This window comes from Pseudomonas sp. NPDC087639 (genome assembly GCF_044743385.1).
Classification (GTDB): Bacteria; Pseudomonadota; Gammaproteobacteria; order Pseudomonadales; family Pseudomonadaceae; genus Aquipseudomonas.
Window position 1 is genome coordinate 15,598 of the sequence record NZ_JBIUWI010000030.1, and the last position, 15,557, is coordinate 31,154.

Sequence of the window (15,557 nt, forward strand, 5' to 3'; positions counted from 1 at the left end):
TGCGGGCCTTTTTACCGGAGAGTGCGAATGAGCTACTGACTGCGGGGCGGCGCTAACGTTTCGTTACACCTTAGCGCACCAGTGGATGGCAGCTGGTTTCAGGCATGCACTTTTATTGGCCTTGCCGGCCTCTTCGCGAGCAGGCTCGCTCCCACATTGAGATGCATTCCCCTGTGGGAGCGAGCCTGCTCGCGAAGGCCGTTATGCGGTTTCGTGACGTTTGTTGTCCTGTTGGTCAGCAATTTGCATTGGCCCTGACCACACACACAAAAATGGAGCTCCAATTCATGCAAATACGTCCGCTGCACAAACTGCTGTGCGCCGCTATCGGTCTGGGGATCAGCCTAAGCGCCAGCGCTGCCGATCCGCTGAAGGTCGGTTTCGTCTACATCGGCCCGATCGGCGACCACGGCTGGACGTATCAGCATGAACAGGGGCGCAAGGCGCTGGCGGAGAAGCTCGGCTCACAGATCACCACCAACTACGTGGAGAACGTTGCCGAAGGCGCCGACGCCGAGCGGGTGATCCGCAACATGGCCAAGGACAAGTACGACCTGATCTTCACCACATCTTTCGGCTACATGAACCCGACGCTGAAAGTCGCCAAGCAATTTCCCAAAGTGACCTTCGAACACGCCACCGGTTACAAGCAGGACAAGAACCTCGGCACCTATCTGGCGCGCACTTACGAGGGCCGTTACGTCGGCGGTTTCCTCGCGGCGAAGATGACCAAGACCAAAAAGATCGGCTATGTCGCCTCGTTCCCGATTCCGGAAGTGATCCGCGACATCAACGCGATTCAACTGGCCCTGAACAAGTACAACCCCGGCACCGAGATCAAAGTGGTGTGGGTCAACTCGTGGTTCGATCCGGGCAAGGAAGCCGATGCCGCCAACGCACTGATCGACCAGGGTGTCGACGTGGTGTTCCAGCACACCGACAGCCCGGCACCGATTCAGGCGGCCGAACGCCGTGGGGTGTATGCGGTGGGGTATGCCTCGGACATGGCGCACTTCGGCCCGAAAGCGGTGCTGACCTCGATCGTCAACGACTGGGCGCCGCACTACATTCAGGCGACACAAAGCGTCATCGACCATACCTGGAAGTCTCAGGATTACTGGGGCGGGCTGAAAGAAGGCACGGTTGAACTGCCGATCAGCGATCTGGTGCCGGCGCCGGTTAAAGCCGAGGCCGAGCAGATCATTGCCGACATCAAGAGCGGCGCTTTGCAACCGTTTACCGGGCCGATCAAGGATCAGGCCGGGGTCGAGAAAATTCCGGCGGGTGTGAGTGCGACCACGGCGGAATTGGCGTCGATGAACTATTACGTGGAAGGCATGAAGGCTGAGATGCCGAAGTAATTTTTACTCACTACACAAAACCCTGTGGGAGCGAGCCTGCTCGCGAAAGCGGTGTGTCATTGAACAAAGATGTTGTCTGACACGCCCTCTTCGCGAGCAGGCTCGCTCCCACATTGGAAACTCACCGCCCCAAGGATTGTGTATGGATCAGCTTCCCATCATCGACATCAGCCCGCTCTACAGCGACAACCAGAACGCCTGGCCCGCCGTCGCCGCACAAATCGATCTGGCCTGCCGCGAGTGGGGCTTCTTCTATATCAAGGGCCATCCTATCCCGGCGCAGCGCATCGACGCCCTGCTCGACCATGCGCAACGCTTTTTTGCGCGACCTGCGCAGGAAAAACTTCAGATCGATATCACCCAGACCCGCCACCATCGCGGCTATGGCGCCATCGCCACCGAACAACTCGACCCGGATAAACCCAGCGACCTGAAAGAAACCTTCGACATGGGCCTGCACCTGCCGGCGAACCATCCCGAGGTACTGGCAGAAAAACCCTTGCGCGGGCCGAACCGCCATCCTGCGCAAGCGGGATGGGAAAGCTTGATGGAGCAGCATTACCTCGATATGCAGGCCCTCGCGCAAACGTTGCTGCGAGCAATGACCATTGCCCTCGGCATTGAACGTGATTTCTTCGACAGCCGTTTCAATGAGCCTGTCAGTGTGCTGCGCATGATCCACTACCCACCGCGCCACACCGCCAGTTCCGCCGAACAGCAAGGTGCCGGCGCGCACACCGATTACGGCTGCATCACCCTGCTCTATCAGGACAGCGCCGGTGGCCTGCAAGTGAAGAACGTCAACAGTGAATGGATCGATGCGCCGCCGATTGACGGCACCTTCGTGGTCAACCTCGGCGACATGATGGCGCGCTGGAGCAACGACCGTTATCGCTCGACGCCACATCGGGTGAACAGCCCGCTCGGGGTGGATCGCTATTCGATGCCGTTCTTCGCCGAACCGCACCCGGACACTCGCATCGAATGCCTGCCCGGTTGCCAGGACGCACAGCACCCGGCGAAATATCCGACCACCACTTGCGCCGAATTCCTGCTGTCGCGCTTCGCCGATACCTACGCCTATCGGCGGGAACAGGAAGCGGTGTGACGGATCGGTTGGTCAGGTTTTGCCAATTGTTTCGGCGAGCATCTGTAGAATGCCGCCATTGCACCTGATGAGAAAAGAATATGTACGACTGGCTCAACGCCCTGCCCAAGGCTGAACTGCACCTGCATCTGGAAGGCTCGCTGGAGCCCGAGCTGCTGTTCGCCCTGGCCGAACGCAACAAGATCGCCCTGCCGTGGAATGACGTCGAAACCCTGCGCAAGGCTTACGCCTTCAACAATCTGCAGGAATTTCTCGACCTGTATTACCAGGGCGCCGACGTGCTGCGCACCTCCCAGGATTTCTACGACCTGACCTGGGCCTACCTGCTGCGCTGCAAAGCGCAGAACGTGATTCACACCGAACCGTTCTTCGATCCGCAGACCCACACCGACCGGGGTATCCCGTTCGAAGTGGTGCTCAACGGCATCGCCGCCGCATTGAAAGATGGTGAGCAGCAACTGGGTATCACCAGCGGTTTGATCCTGAGCTTCCTGCGCCACTTGAGCGAAGAAGAAGCACAGAAAACCCTCGATCAGGCGCTGCCGTTCCGTGACGCGTTTGTCGCGGTCGGTCTGGACAGTTCCGAGATGGGCCATCCGCCGAGCAAGTTCCAGCGCGTGTTCGACCGCGCCCGTCACGAAGGCTTCCTGACCGTCGCCCACGCCGGTGAAGAAGGCCCGCCGGAGTACATCTGGGAAGCCATCGATCTGCTGAAAATCCAGCGCATCGATCATGGCGTGCGCGCCATCGAAGACGAGCGCCTGATGCAACGGATCATCGACGAGCAGATCCCGCTGACCGTGTGCCCGCTGTCGAACACCAAGCTCTGCGTGTTCGATCACATGTCGCAGCACAACATCCTCGACATGCTCGAACGTGGCGTGAAAGTCACGGTCAACTCCGATGACCCGGCGTATTTCGGCGGTTATGTCACCGAGAACTTCCATGCGCTGTACGAGCATTTGGGCATGACCCAGGATCAGGCCAAGCGCCTGGCCCAGAACAGCCTGGATGCGCGGTTGGTAAAACCGTAATAACGCTGAAGATCCAACGTGGGAGCGAGCTTGCTCGCGCCCACATTTATACCGATGTCGACTCTGTCAGCTCTTCCAGCGTTTTGCCCCGCGTCTCCATCCCGAACAGCCACACCACCCCCGCCGCAATCGCGAAGCACAACGCGCCTAACGCAAACACCCCACCCTGCCCGGTGATCGGGAACACCAGCCCGGTGATCAACGGCCCGAGCAAGGAACCCACACGGCCAATCGCCGAGGCAAACCCCGAGCCTGTCGCCCGAGCCGAGGTTGGATACAACTCCGGCGTGTAGGTGTAGAGCACCGCCCACATGCCAAACAGGAAAAACTGCATCAGCAATCCCGTGCTGATCAGCAAGGCCACGTTGCCGCCAAACACCGCGCTCTGCCCGTAGAGAAACGCCATCACCCCGCCGCCGAGCAACGTGACGATGCACACCGGTTTGCGTCCCCAGCGCTCCACCAGCCACGCGGCCATCAGAAATCCGGGAATCCCGCCGAGAGAAATCAGCACGGTGTAGTAAACCGACTGGGTTACGGCGAAACCCGACTGTTGCAGCAATGCACTGAGCCACGACGTCAGCCCGTAAAAACCCAGCAGCGCAAAGAACCACAGGCTCCAGATCATCGTTGTGCGCTGGCGGTATTGCGGCGACCAGATCTGCTTCAGCGCCGAGAAAAAGTTGCCCGGAGGCGTCACGGTTCGCGGCAGGCGCAGCGGTTGCGGCAATGTCGCAACGCCAAGGGACGATCGCACGCGCTCTTCGATCCCGTTCAAGACTTTATCGGCATCTCCATGCCGCCCGGCCTGTTCCAGCCAGCGCGGTGACTCGGGTATGAAAAACCGGATCGCCAGCACAAACACCGCCGGCACCGCCAACACCAGAAAGATGTCGCGCCAGCCAATCACCGGCAACAGGAAGTACGACAGCACCCCGGCTGCGACAAAACCCAGCGGCCAGAAGCCATCCATCAATGCGATGTAGCGACCGCGCCGTTGCGCCGGAATCAGCTCGGACAACATCGACTGCGCAATGGGAAACTCCATGCCCATGCCGATCCCCAGCAGGATGCGGAACAGCGTCAGCGTCTCGACCGTTTGCGCCGTCGAGCACAGGTAACTGGCCACTCCCCAGAGAACGATGCTCCACTGAAACACCGGTTTGCGCCCGAAGCGGTCGGCGAGCATGCCGGAAAGCGACGCGCCCAGCACCATGCCGAAGAAGCTCGAACTGGCGAGCAGCCCCGCCTGCGCACTACTCAGACCAAACTCGGCTTTGATCGAACCGAGCAGGAACGTCATCATCGCCAGATCCATGGAGTCGAAGAAAAACGCCAAGGCGATGATGATGAAAATAATCCGGTGATAACCGCTGATCGGCAGCCGTTCCAAACGTTCTGCCGCGCTGAAGCCTTGAGTGTCCATGCCGCCTCCCCCATCCGAAAAGTCCCCGGATCGAGTGTGCGCGATGGTGATTCAGAGTTAGTACTGGATGCGACCTGCTCGCAGTCGTAGACGACGCCGTAACGCCCGACGTCCTTCTCAATCGCTCTACAACGCCATTTCCAGCTCGGTTTCCCGGGCGAAACGGTGCAACTCGCGCTGTCCGGTGGCCGTCAACTGCAGGGCTCTTGAGTCATTGGGCAACGTCAGCCAACCGGACTGCATGAACAACTGCAGCAACGCCGCGCCGAGTGAACCGCCCATGTGCGGACGACGCTCGCTCCAGTCCGGGCAGGCACAGGCTACCTGTACATTGCGATGGGCGAGTGCCTGGATGAATACCCCGCGACCGGCCAATTGTTTCGCGCCTTTTTGCGTCACCACCACGCGCTGTTCAAGCTGTTCGATCCAGCCGGCGTCGAGCAGGCGCTGGTACAGATCGGCAGCCAGCGTGCCGCCCAGGTGGTCATCGCAAAAGCGTGCGCGCAACAGCGAAGAAGGCGCTGCCTGAGGTTTGGCCATGGGTGTGGCGCGCTTGAATACTTCGGGTATTTCCCGCGGGGCACTGGCGATGGTGGCGCTGGCCAGGGCTTCTATCGCCGCCCCCACCTCCGGCGCCGAGAGACGGAAAAACCGTTTGCGACCACGGACTTCGACCTTCAACAGACCGCCGGTGGCCAGCCGTGCCAGATGCGCACTGGCCGACGACGGCGACAGCCCTGCCAGTAGCGCAAGCTCCTCGGTGTGCCGGGCCGAGCCGTCCATCAACGCCCACATCATCGCGCTGCGCTTGGGGTCGGCCAGCAACGTGGCGATCTGGCTGATGCAAGGTGCATGTTCCATGTATTCACTCCCTGTGGAATCGTATCGTCTACTGCTCGCAGACATCTTGACCAGTAATGGGTCGGCGGCCAAGACGCGAAAATCGCCCTGAACCGGGGCAAGGCAGGCCGTTGACATAACATGTTCCGGCACAGAACCCGGCGACGAAATGCAGCCCTGATCTAAACAGTGGCAGTTCGGCATTGACGGCGTTCGGGCCATGTTTCGGTACCGGCATGAGGCGGGCGCTAGTATAAGCGGGATGCAAGCCCCGTCCCGCGCCTAAGCCTGCACGGGTGGTGATTGTTCCTGACAGAAATTTCTCTATTTAGCTGCGACTAATGATCAAGTTTCTGGAAAGCGGGAAATTGACTACTCAAATCAGCGCATCGGCTGGCGAGCATTTCCCTCAGAAGGTTCACCGGCTTACTCAATTGTGCGCGATGGGCGCACAGCAAATTCAGCGGAGCGCGTTCGCACAGCAGCTCTGGCAGCAGCACTTTGAGGCGCCCGGCAAGGACATCGGCGCCCACATCCAGCCATGACTTGTAGGCAATTCCCGCTCCTGCCACCGCCCATAGACGCACGACGTCGGCGTCATCACTGAATCGGTCGCCACTGACCGTCAGGCCGACCTCGCGTTTACCGTCGTGAAAACTCCAGTGGTCATGAACCCGACTGCCGAGCATGTACAACAGGCAATTGTGCTGAGCCAGTTGTTCGAGCTGGCGCGGTTCGCCGTGCCGCGCCAGATAGGCCGGTGATGCGCAGAGCACGCGATGGTTGTCCGGGGCGATAGGCAGGGCAACCAGGCTGGAGTCTTCCGGCTCGCCATAGCGCAGAGCGATGTCCACGGGCTGGCGGAACAGATCGGCGATACGGTCGCCGAGCAGCAGGCGTACGGTGAGTTTCGGGTGCTCGCGCTGGAACTCGTCGAGCCATGGCAACAACAAGTTGCGGCCGAAGTCCGAGGGCGCCGACAGCTGCAAAATCCCGCTGACCTGTTCCTGTCCACTGGCCAGTAACCGCCGGCCCTCATCGAGATTACTCAATGCCGCACGGGCGTATTCGAGAAAACCTTCGCCCTCGGCGGTCAGGCGCAGGCTGCGCGTCGAACGGGCCAGCAGGCGCGCACCGAGTTGCTGTTCGATACGCTTGAGCGCCGCACTGGCCACGGCGGCGGACATGTCCATCACCCGCGCCGCCGCCGACAGACTGCCCAGATCCGCCGCCCGGACAAACAACTGCAAATCATCGAAACGCAGCATCCACAGCCCCGATTATCAAAAAAATATTGAAAGAGACTGCGGTTTTAGCCGGTTTTATCTTGTGAAGAAATAGCCAATCATCTGTCCCATCGAATTTGCCCTGCATTACTTACTGTTCGGAGCCACTCATGAAAGCCATTGCCTATTACGCTTCCTTGCCCATCAGCGACGCAAAAGCCCTGCAAGACATCGAACTGCCAGAGCCGATGGCCGGCCCGCGCGACCTGTTGGTGGAAGTCAAAGCCATCTCGGTCAACCCGGTGGACACCAAGGTACGGCAGAACGTAGCCCCTGAAGGTGGCGCCGCGAAAGTACTGGGCTGGGACGTGGCCGGTGTGGTCAAGGCGGTTGGCAGTGAAGTGACGCTGTTCAAGGCTGGTGACAAAGTCTTTTACGCCGGCTCCATTGCCCGCGCGGGCGGCAACAGCGAATTGCACGTGGTCGATGAGCGGATTGTCGGCCATATGCCCAAGTCCCTCGGTTTCGCCGAAGCCGCCGCCCTGCCCCTGACTGCGATCACCGCGTGGGAGTTGTTGTTCGAACGCCTGCAAATCGGCGAAGGCCAAACCGATGAAGGCCAGAGCCTGCTGATCGTCGGCGCGGCGGGCGGGGTCGGTTCGATCCTCACTCAATTGGCCAAGCAACTGACCGATCTTAAGGTGATCGGTACTGCATCGCGCGAGCAGACCCGTGATTGGGTCACGGAGCTGGGCGCGGATCTGGTGATCGACCATAGCCAGCCGTTGAGCGAGGAACTGAAACGCGCCGGCATTGACAACGTGACCCACGTCGCCAGCCTGACCCAGACCGATCAGCATCTGGATCAATTGGTCGAAGCACTGGCGCCGCAAGGCAAACTGGCATTGATCGATGATCCGAAGTCGCTGGACGTGACCAAGCTCAAACGCAAGAGCCTGTCGCTGCACTGGGAGTTCATGTATACCCGCTCGCTGTTCGAGACGCCAGACATGATCGAGCAGCACAACCTGCTCAACCGCGTGGCCGAGCTGATTGATGCGGGGACGTTGAAGACGACGGTCGGCGAGCACTTCGGCACGATCAACGCGGTCAATCTGCGCCGGGCACATGAGCTGCTGGAGAGCGGCAAAGCCAAGGGGAAAATTGTTTTAGAAGGTTTCTGAAGAGCAGAAGATCGCAGCCTGCGGCAGCGCCTGCATGGGCTGCGGTCTTTTTTTGCCGTCAGTCAGATGCTTGACCGTTGTCACAATTGCGATCGTATTCGGGTCTACAATCGAAACCTCTGCGGTACATCTTTTACGTAAGGGAGGTCAGCAATGAAGATCCTGATAAAAGAAGTGGCAAAGTCTCAATGGCAGGTTCGACTCGACCAGCACGCCGTGACATTCCGCAGTGAAGCCGAAGCCTTGGCCTTCACCCGCACCCTAGAAGCGCGAATTTGCGCGCCGCACCAGTTTCCCGACCGCAGCCAGCAGCGCGCCGCCGGCTGAGTCACCTCACGCAGCGGCTTGCGCTACCGCCCGGGCATTCTGCAAACGCCGGGTGAGCATCGCGACGCTCACTACCAACAACCCGCACAGGCTGATGACCATGGCCATCGGCATGGCGCTGCCGTCGTGCAGGATTGCCACCAGCGAAGCGGCGCCGGATGCAACGCTGAATTGCAAGCAGCCCATCAGCGCCGACGCACTGCCGGCCCGCGCTCCTTGGCCGTTCATCGCACATGCCGAAGCGTTGGGCAGGATGCAACCGAGGCTGGCGATGCAGATGAACAACGGAATCAAAAGCGGCCACAGCGCTTCGGTGTGCAGCGCACTGACCGCCAGCAATGCCACACCCGCCAACAGGTACACCCACACTGCACGCGCCAGCAGAAAGGCCGGGCCGCGTTTGGCCAATAGCCGCGCATTGACCTGAGCCACCAGAATGAAACCCGCCGCGTTGGTGCCGAACAACCAGCCGAAATGCTCGGCCGGCACGCCGTAAAGTTTGATGAAGACGAACGGCGAACCGGCGATGTAGGAAAACATCCCGGCGACGGCGATACCCCCGGTCAGGGCGTGGCCAAGAAATACCCGATCCTTGAACAGCCGCCCGTACTGACGCAGTGCACCGGACAACGGCTGGCGCGGCACATGGTCAGGCAGACTTTCCGGCAGACCGAGGGCCACGGCCAAGCCAGCCAATGCACTGAACCCGGTCAACACCAGGAAGATCGACTGCCAGCCTGTGGTGTTGACCAGCAGCCCGCCCAGCATCGGCGCCAGAATCGGTGCCAGGCCCATCACCAGCATCAATTGCGAGAACACCTTCGCCGAGCCCACCGCATCGCATTTGTCGCTGACCACCGCCCGGGCAATCACCATCCCCGCGCAACCGCCCAGCGCCTGGACAAAACGCGCGCCGATCAGCCATTCAAGGTTTGGCGCATAAGCGCAGGCCAATGACGCCAGGGTGAACAGCGCAACGCCGCTGAGCAGCGGAATCCGCCGACCGAAACGATCTGCCACCGGGCCGTATAAAAGCTGACCAATGGACAGGCCGAGGAAATAGGCCGCCAAGGTCAACTGGACGTGTTTTTCATCGGTGCCAAAGGCCAGCGCCATCGACGGGAATGCCGGCAGATAGAAGTCGATCGCTAAAGGACCGAAGGCGCTCAAGGCGCCAAGGATCAGAATGGTACGCAGGTTCATCAGGCATCCAGGTTGGCAAGTCGGCAGCCCGACAGTCTAGCCGCGCCCGGACGCCTTGAACATTCCGATAGCTCGCTAACTATAAAAACCTCAGGCCAGTTTTGCCGGATAGCCTTCTTCGCTGATGATCGCGATGACCTGTTCTGCGCTCAGCGCACTTTCGACGCCGACTTCTTTGGCAGCCAGATCGACGTGCACACTGGCCGCCGGATCCTTGGACTGCAGGGCTTGAGTGACGGCTTTGACGCAGTGACCGCAGGACATGCCTTGAACATTGAACACTTGCATGGAGTGACTCCTTTGAGTGAGGTTGCCGGCAGTTTCGAGCTTGCCACGATGGTAAGGTCAAGTTCTTGAATAAACTGCCGGGCTGGCAATCGGCGCCGCGCTCGGCCAAGCTGCATGCATCTATGACATGAACTCAGGAGATTCAGCCATGCGCTGGTCAGCATTCAGCCTGTTTGGCTTTCTCAGTCTTTTTGCCGCTTTCCCTTCGGCGCACGCCGCCGGAGAGGACTACGGGGTGCTGATCATTTCCCGCGAGCGCCTGGAAGTGGCGACCTCCTGCGAGATTGGCGTGTATATCCAGGATCAATTGTCGGCGCGGCTGTTTCAGGAACAGAGCACCTCGTTCAACCTGCCGCCGGGCACTGTTTCGCTGCGTCTGAAACTGTTGCCGGGGCAAGTGCCGGGCTGCAATCCGGGATTGCTGGCGCCAGGTTCACAGGAGATCAAACTGCATGCTGGTGATGTGCAGAAGTACCGAATCGCGATGACCCAGGAAGGCATGTACCTCAAGCGCGCCGATCTCGGGTACTAAGTCGCTCCCACATGATCGTTCCCACGCTTCGCATGGGAACGATCAACGGTAGAAGATTGGCGCTTGACCTTGCCCGCGTGGCAAGGTTGATCCTGTAGGCAACTTCTACAGGGAGCGTGACCGATGTCCGAATCCATCACTTTCGATCTGCCGATTGCCGGCATGACCTGCGCCAGTTGCGCCGGGCGTGTCGAGCGCGCCTTGAGCAAAGTCATCGGCGCCAGTGCCGTCAGCGTCAACCTCGCCACCGAACAGGCGCGAGTCCACGCGCCCGGCGACAGTTTGCCGGCGTTGATGGCAGCCGTTGAGCGCGCCGGTTACAGCGTGCCGCAACAAACCATCGAGTTAAGCATCGACGGCATGACCTGCGCTTCCTGCGTGGGTCGCGTCGAGCGCGCCCTGAACAAAGTCCCGGGCGTTAAAAGCGTCAGCGTCAATCTGGCCAACGAACGCGCCCACCTCGAACTGCTCGGCCAGGTCGACTCACAAACCCTGCTCGACGCCGTGAGCAAGGCCGGTTACTCGGCCAGCATCTGGCAAGCCGAACATCCGCAAACCGATAACCAGCAACAGCGCCTGCAACATGAACGCTGGGCGCTGATCTGCGCGATTGCCCTCGCGCTCCCATTGGTGTTGCCGATGTTACTGCAGCCATTCGGCATCCATTGGATGCTGCCGGCCTGGGTGCAATTCGCCCTCGCCACACCTGTGCAATTCATCTTCGGTGCGCGCTTTTACGTGGCCGCGTGGAAAGCCGTGCGCGCCGGCGCAGGCAACATGGACTTGCTCGTCGCGCTCGGCACCAGCGCCGGGTATGGCTTGAGTCTTTACGAGTGGGCGACCGCCGCCGGGCGCATGCCGCATCTGTATTTCGAAGCCTCGGCCGTGGTGATTGCACTGGTACTGCTCGGTAAATATCTGGAGAGCCGCGCCAAACGTCAGACCGCCAGCGCCATTCGCGCCCTTGAAGCCTTGCGTCCGGAGCGGGCGATTCAAGTGATCGACGGCCGCGAACAGGACGTCGCCATCAGCGCCCTGCGCCTGAACGATCAGGTACTGGTCAAACCCGGCGAGCGTTTCCCGGTCGATGGCGAAGTGCTGGAAGGCCAAAGCCACGCCGACGAAGCCTTGATCAGCGGCGAAAGCCTGCCGGTGCCGAAACAACCGGGTGATAAAGTCACCGGCGGCGCGATCAACGGTGAAGGCCGCTTGCTGGTGCGCACCACCGCCCTTGGCGCGGAAAGCGTGCTGGCGCGGATCATTCGTCTGGTCGAAGACGCTCAAGCGGCGAAAGCACCGATCCAGAAACTGGTGGATAAAGTCAGCCAGGTGTTCGTGCCGACAGTATTGGTGTTGGCCCTGGCGACGCTGATCGGCTGGTGGCTATACGGCGCGCCGCTGGAAACCGCGCTGATCAATGCTGTCGCGGTATTGGTCATCGCTTGCCCCTGTGCGCTCGGCCTCGCCACGCCGACCGCGATCATGGCCGGCACTGGCGTGGCCGCGCGTCACGGCATTCTGATCAAGGACGCCGAAGCCCTGGAACGTGCCCATGAAGTCAGCAACGTGGTGTTCGACAAAACCGGCACGCTGACCTCTGGCACGCCGCGCATCGCCCATTTCAGCGCGGTCGATGGCGACGAAAACACACTGCTGAAACTGGCCGGCGCGCTGCAACGTGGCAGTGAGCATCCGTTGGCCAAAGCCGTGCTGGATGCGGCCGCTGAACGTGATCTGACGGTACCCGATGTCAGCGACAGCCAATCCCTGACCGGTCGCGGCATCGCCGGCAGCCTTGACGGTCGGCGTCTGGCGCTGGGCAATCGGCGGATGCTTGAAGAAAGTGGTTTGAGCACCGGCAGTCTGGCTGAGTCTGCGCAAGCCTGGGAAGCCGAGGGCCGCACCCTTTCATGGCTGATCGAACAAAGTCCGCAGCCGCGCGTACTCGGTCTGTTCGCTTTCGGTGACACGTTGAAACCCGGCGCACTGGAGGCGGTGCAACAACTCGCCGCCCGAGATATCCACAGCCATCTACTGACCGGCGACAACCGTGGCAGCGCGCGCGTCGTGGCCGAGGCTCTGGGCATCAAAAATGTTCACGCCGAAGTGTTGCCAGCGGACAAAGCCGCCACCGTTGCCGAGCTGAAGAAAACCGGCGTGGTCGCCATGGTCGGCGACGGTATCAACGACGCCCCGGCACTCGCGGCGGCGGACATCGGCATCGCCATGGGCGGTGGCACCGACGTGGCCATGCATGCGGCCGGCATCACCCTGATGCGCGGTGATCCACGGCTGGTGCCGGCGGCGCTGGAAATCAGCCGCAAAACCTACGCGAAGATCCGCCAAAACCTGTTCTGGGCCTTCGTCTACAACCTGATCGGCATTCCGCTGGCGGCGTTCGGCTTCCTCAACCCGGTGCTGGCCGGTGCGGCGATGGCGCTGTCGAGCGTCAGCGTGGTGAGCAATGCGCTACTGTTGAAAACCTGGAAACCCAAGGATCTGGAGGAGCACCGATGAACATCGGCCAAGCGGCCCGCCACAGTGGCCTGAGCGCGAAAATGATCCGTTATTACGAGTCGATCGGTTTGCTCAAAGCGGCCCATCGTACTGACAGCGGTTATCGGATTTACGGCGATGACGACTTGCACACATTGGCCTTCATCAAGCGTTCGCGTGACCTGGGGTTTTCTCTGGAGGAAGTCGGCAAGCTGCTGACGCTCTGGCAGGACCGGCAACGGGCCAGCGCCGATGTGAAGGCGCTGGCCCGGCAGCACATCGACGAGTTGAACCAGAAGATCCGCGAGCTGGGCCAGTTGCGCGACACCCTGCAGGATCTGGTCGAACACTGCCAGGGCGACCATCGCCCCGACTGCCCGATCCTCAAGGAGCTGGCGTCGGGCTGCTGCGCAACACCCGCCCGCGCCTGAGCGCCAATACTTTCACCGTGAGCAAGGTGCCCAGGGGAATGCCGTGGAACAGTATGACCACGGCACCGGGGGTCCACCATTGGTAGAACGGCGCGGCGATCAGCATGCCGATGCCGAACCCGGTCATTTGCAACAGCGTCAGGAAGCTGAAGATCGGCAGACGCAAATCCTCGGGCTCACGTTGTAGCCGCGAGAGCAGACCGACCTCGGAAAAGCCGTCGCCCAAACCCGCCGGCAATGAAAACAGCAGCAACCCGTAGAGGCTGTGTTGCTGGAACATCAGGATAAAACCGCAAGACATCAGCGCCACGCCGAAGAAAAACCGCCGTTCCAGGTGAATGTTGTCGGAGCCTTTCAGGCGGCTGGCGATGCGTGCGCCGAGCAGCTTGCCACTGGCCCACACCGCCAGCATCAAGCCCAATGTGGTACTTGCCGAATCCGGTGACAGCAGTTTTGAAATGATCGGAAAACCGACGTTGTGCGCGGCGCTGCCCAAGGTGTCGGCCATCGTCACGGCAAGCATCGCGGCAATCACCGGGGCACTGCGCAGACCTTGCCTGAGGGCTGACCACTCGCCGCGTGCGGACTTTTCATTGAGGGTCGGGGTGTCGAAACGCAGCGGCACAATCAACAACGCTGCCAGCAAGTAGGTCAGCGCGTTTAGCGCGAACACCACTTCAAAACCGAAACCGGCCACCAGCAATCCCGAAACCAGACTGCCGCCAACCATCGCCGCCGATGAGGCCGAGGTGATCCAGGCGTTGGTCTTGAGCAAATGCGCAGGCTCAATCAAGCGCGGCAACTGGCTATTGAGACCGATGGCGAACATCGAATTGCCGAAGCCCAGCCCGAACGCGATGAACGGCAACAGCAGCGCTTGCTGGCTGACCGGCACAATCAACAGCAGACCGAGCACACCGGCGCGCAGCAGATCGAAGGCGATCAGCGGCAGACGGCCGCTGAAGCGTCGGTAAAACCCCGTGCCGATCAGACTGGCGAAGATCCCGCCACCGACGCGGCTGGCCAGGAAGATGCCGACGCTCATTGCGCTGTTGCTCAGCAGATAGACGTAAGTGGCCAGCGCAACCATGTTGAGGAAGGCGCCGAAATCGGAAATCAGCCGGGCGGTGATGATCAGGTGGGCGTTGCGGGGGCTGGTCACATACATTCCTTGTAGGAGCTGCCGAAGGCTGCGATCTCTTGATCTTGCCCTTAAAAAACAGGATCGAAAGATCGCAGCCTTCGGCAGCTCCTACAAGGGGTAATGCAAATATAAAAAAACCCGGCCGAAGCCGGGTTTTTTGTTACGCAATCACTGCATCCACGGTGGCGGCGGTGGTTCATCCGACTTGCCCTTGGGCTCGTCGTCTGCCGCACGAATCGCTTGCTTGCGCTCTTCGTCCAGCCGCGCCGCTTCGATCTCGCGCAGCACCCCGCCAACATCGGCCAGATCCTCCGGATCGTCGAACTCGCCGGTCAGCACGCTGGCCGGGTGCAAGGTGCCGGCTTCGTACAACGCCCACATTTCCTTGGCGTACTTGGTCTTCTTCAGTTCCGGCGCGAAACGGCCGAAATACGAAGCCATGTTGCCAACGTCACGTTCGAGCATGCTGAACGCGTGGTTGTTGCCCGCAGCATCCACCGCTTGGGGCAGGTCGATGATGACCGGCCCGGTCGGTGTCAGCAGCACGTTGAACTCGGAGAGGTCACCGTGCACCAGACCGGTACACAACATCAGCACGATCTGCGAAATCAGGAACGCGTGATACTCGCGCGCCTGATCCGGCTCCAGCACCACGTCGTTCAGACGCGGTGCCGCCTCGCCGAATTCGTCGGCCACCAGTTCCATCAACAGCACGCCGTCGAGGAAATCGTAAGGCTTGGGTACGCGTACCCCGGCACTGGCCAGACGGAACAGCGCCGCAACCTCGGCGTTCTGCCAGGCATCCTCGGTCTCTTTGCGACCGAACTTGGAGCCCTTGGCCATCGCGCGAGCCTGTCGGCTGTTGCGAACCTTGCGGCCTTCCTGATACTCGGCCGCCTGGCGGAAACTACGTTTGTTCGCCTCCTTGTAGACCTTTGCGCAACGTAACTGATTGCC

Annotated in this window: 15 protein-coding genes; 8 read left to right on the plus strand and 7 right to left on the minus strand. The window is 60.8% G+C overall.

What is annotated here, in order from left to right:
• The first annotated feature begins 287 nt into the window (after positions 1-287).
• The 3 genes from ACIOVB_RS14590 to ACIOVB_RS14600 all read left to right on the plus strand — a co-directional run bounded on the left by ACIOVB_RS14590 (position 288) and on the right by ACIOVB_RS14600 (position 3,503).
• Positions 288-1,361 (plus strand): BMP family ABC transporter substrate-binding protein, encoded by a 1,074-nt coding sequence (locus tag ACIOVB_RS14590; RefSeq protein ID WP_187681136.1) that lies wholly within the window; start codon positions 288-290, stop codon positions 1,359-1,361.
• Positions 1,362-1,503: 142 nt separating this feature from the next.
• Complete coding sequence (locus ACIOVB_RS14595; RefSeq protein WP_401268731.1) at positions 1,504-2,469, plus strand: 2-oxoglutarate and iron-dependent oxygenase domain-containing protein; 966 nt, start codon at positions 1,504-1,506, stop codon at positions 2,467-2,469.
• 80 nt (positions 2,470-2,549) lie between these two features.
• Positions 2,550-3,503, plus strand: coding sequence for an adenosine deaminase (locus ACIOVB_RS14600; RefSeq protein ID WP_401268734.1), 954 nt, complete (start codon positions 2,550-2,552; stop codon positions 3,501-3,503).
• A gap of 46 nt (positions 3,504-3,549) precedes the next feature.
• Here the strand turns inward: ACIOVB_RS14600 and ACIOVB_RS14605 are convergent, their stop codons facing one another.
• The 3 genes from ACIOVB_RS14605 to ACIOVB_RS14615 all read right to left on the minus strand — a co-directional run bounded on the left by ACIOVB_RS14605 (position 3,550) and on the right by ACIOVB_RS14615 (position 7,037).
• Entirely contained in the window at positions 3,550-4,929 is a 1,380-nt protein-coding gene (locus ACIOVB_RS14605; protein WP_401268737.1) for an MFS transporter, read from the minus strand.
• Between the two features lie 126 nt (positions 4,930-5,055).
• The gene (locus tag ACIOVB_RS14610) at positions 5,056-5,790 is read right to left on the minus strand and encodes an ArsR/SmtB family transcription factor (RefSeq protein WP_401268739.1); all 735 of its coding nucleotides are present in this window, start codon (positions 5,788-5,790) and stop codon (positions 5,056-5,058) included.
• 317 nt (positions 5,791-6,107) lie between these two features.
• Positions 6,108-7,037 (minus strand): LysR family transcriptional regulator, encoded by a 930-nt coding sequence (locus ACIOVB_RS14615; RefSeq protein ID WP_401268742.1) that lies wholly within the window; start codon positions 7,035-7,037, stop codon positions 6,108-6,110.
• A gap of 128 nt (positions 7,038-7,165) precedes the next feature.
• Here ACIOVB_RS14615 and ACIOVB_RS14620 point away from each other — a divergent pair, with 128 nt between their 5' ends.
• Together ACIOVB_RS14620 and ACIOVB_RS14625 are read left to right on the plus strand one after the other, a co-directional pair.
• Entirely contained in the window at positions 7,166-8,179 is a 1,014-nt protein-coding gene (locus ACIOVB_RS14620) for a zinc-binding alcohol dehydrogenase family protein (protein WP_401268744.1), read from the plus strand.
• A 153-nt stretch (positions 8,180-8,332) separates the two neighbouring features.
• Positions 8,333-8,506 (plus strand): hypothetical protein, encoded by a 174-nt coding sequence (locus ACIOVB_RS14625; protein WP_163024159.1) that lies wholly within the window; start codon positions 8,333-8,335, stop codon positions 8,504-8,506.
• Positions 8,507-8,512: 6 nt separating this feature from the next.
• On the opposite strand, the gene ACIOVB_RS14630 is transcribed toward ACIOVB_RS14625, so the two are convergent.
• Positions 8,513-9,709: a multidrug effflux MFS transporter gene (locus ACIOVB_RS14630; RefSeq protein ID WP_401268746.1), complete on the minus strand. Its 1,197-nt coding sequence runs from the start codon at positions 9,707-9,709 to the stop codon at positions 8,513-8,515.
• Between the two features lie 90 nt (positions 9,710-9,799).
• A complete protein-coding gene (locus tag ACIOVB_RS14635; RefSeq protein WP_401268749.1) occupies positions 9,800-9,997 on the minus strand; it encodes a heavy-metal-associated domain-containing protein in 198 nt (65 codons plus the stop codon).
• A 148-nt stretch (positions 9,998-10,145) separates the two neighbouring features.
• On the opposite strand from ACIOVB_RS14635, the gene ACIOVB_RS14640 reads away from it, so the two are divergent.
• From ACIOVB_RS14640 to cueR, 3 genes are all read left to right on the plus strand, one after another.
• Entirely contained in the window at positions 10,146-10,529 is a 384-nt protein-coding gene (locus ACIOVB_RS14640; protein WP_401268751.1) for a hypothetical protein, read from the plus strand.
• Between the two features lie 123 nt (positions 10,530-10,652).
• On the plus strand, positions 10,653-13,046 hold the full coding sequence (gene cueA / locus ACIOVB_RS14645) for a copper resistance metal-translocating P1-type ATPase CueA (RefSeq protein ID WP_401268753.1): 2,394 nt from the start codon (positions 10,653-10,655) through the stop codon (positions 13,044-13,046).
• Positions 13,043-13,456, plus strand: coding sequence for a Cu(I)-responsive transcriptional regulator (gene cueR / locus ACIOVB_RS14650; protein WP_401268755.1), 414 nt, complete (start codon positions 13,043-13,045; stop codon positions 13,454-13,456). The genes cueA and cueR overlap by 4 nt, the downstream gene beginning before the upstream one ends.
• On the opposite strand, the gene ACIOVB_RS14655 is transcribed toward cueR, so the two are convergent.
• Positions 13,410-14,624 carry an MFS transporter gene (locus ACIOVB_RS14655; protein WP_401268758.1) on the minus strand — a complete coding sequence of 405 codons (1,215 nt, stop codon included), beginning with the start codon at positions 14,622-14,624 and terminating at the stop codon, positions 13,410-13,412. The genes cueR and ACIOVB_RS14655 overlap by 47 nt on opposite strands.
• A gap of 144 nt (positions 14,625-14,768) precedes the next feature.
• Positions 14,769-15,557: PA4780 family RIO1-like protein kinase (locus ACIOVB_RS14660; RefSeq protein WP_401268761.1), on the minus strand; the 789-nt coding region annotated here is incomplete at its 5' end.